Origin of the sequence: Gordonia sp. ALPHA1B1, from assembly GCF_005502615.1 — a bacterium.
Taxonomy (GTDB): Bacteria; Actinomycetota; Actinomycetes; order Mycobacteriales; family Mycobacteriaceae; genus Gordonia; species Gordonia hongkongensis.
This window is the reverse complement of sequence record NZ_SCOC01000094.1, coordinates 1-1,315: the sequence shown is the minus strand read 5'-3', so window position 1 is coordinate 1,315 and position 1,315 is coordinate 1. Positions and strand designations below refer to the sequence as shown.

1 protein-coding gene and 1 other annotated feature are annotated in these 1,315 nt (G+C 62.3%); the gene reads left to right on the top strand.

What is annotated here, in order from left to right:
- Positions 1-52: 52 nt before the first annotated feature.
- Positions 53-1,305, top strand: a protein-coding gene (locus tag FFS52_RS23530) for an IS3 family transposase (RefSeq protein ID WP_137811086.1) whose coding sequence is annotated in 2 segments (ribosomal slippage) — positions 53-347 and positions 347-1,305 — 1,254 coding nt in all. Because the reading frame shifts where the segments join, the coding sequence is not laid out codon by codon here.
- Positions 337-468, top strand: a sequence feature (AL1L pseudoknot). (Overlaps the previous gene by 132 nt.)
- Positions 1,306-1,315 lie beyond the last annotated feature (10 nt).

The window sequence follows — 1,315 nt, the reverse complement described above, 5'->3', positions numbered from 1 at the left end:
TGAACCGTCCTGGGTCTGGTGGAGACCGTGATCTCACCAGGAGAATGCCGGTATGGGTGCACTGAGGAAGTTTGATCCAGAGACGCGTGAGCGGGCTGTGAGGATGTATCACGACCACCTCGCCGAGCATGGCGGCGGAAAGCTCGCCGCCCGGAAACACGTGGGCGCATTGCTCGATATCAACCAGGCGACGTTGCGGAACTGGATCGAGAAGGACCGGCCGATCGTGACTGCGCGGGGAACGATGACGGTGGGCGAGCAGGACGCCGAGTTGGCGGCGCTTCGCAAGGAGAACGCTGAATTGCGAAGGGCCAATGAGATTTTGAAGACAGCGTCGGCGTTTTTCGCCGCGGCGGAGGTCGACCGCCGACTGCGGTGATCGTTGATTACATCGACGCTCACAAGGGTCGGTTCGGGGTCGCCCCGATCTGCCGAGTGCTCACTGAGCACGGCGTGCAGATCGCCCCGTCCACCTACTACGCCCGCACGCAAGCGGGTCCGGTCTCGGTGACACGATTGGCCGAGGCGTACGACGCTCACGCGGTCTACCAGGCGTTTCATCGCAATCGTGGCGTGTACGGCGTCCGCAAAATCTGGCACACGATGCGCCGCGAGGGCCGTGAGATGGGCCGTGATCAGGTGGGCCGACTGATGGGGATCTGCGGGATCGCCGGAGTCACCCGCGGAAAACATCGCACGATCACGACCCAGCGCGATGATCGCGCGCCGCGGCATCCTGATCTGGTGGAGCGCAAGTGGTCATTGCCGGCCAGGCCAGATCAGTGGTGGGTGGCTGATTTCACCTACTGCTGGACCCTGGCAGGGTTCGTTTACACCGCGTTTCTCGTCGATGTGTACTCGCGTCGAATCCTCGGGTGGCGGGTGATGACGAGCAAGTCGACACCGTTGGTGACCAGCGTTCTCGAACAGGCCTTGTTCACCCGACGTAGAACCGACTTCTCGTTCACTGCAACAGGTTTGATTCATCACAGCGATGCCGGAAGTCAGTACACAGCGCTGGCGTTCACCGAAGCATTACGCGACTCCGGCTTGGCCGGATCGATCGGGTCGGTCGGCGATGCACTCGACAATGCGTTGATGGAATCAGCCATCGGGTTGTACAAGACCGAACTGATCGAGCGCCAGCGATCGTGGACCGGGCGCGCAGAAGTCGAGCGCGAGACCGCCGCCTGGGTGCACTGGTACAACACCGAGCGGCTGCACTCATCGATCGGCTACTGCCCGCCCATTGAGTACGAGAGGCGCTACCGTGAGACAGCCACCTCCGAGATGGCGGTGGCCTAAACGAGGTCTC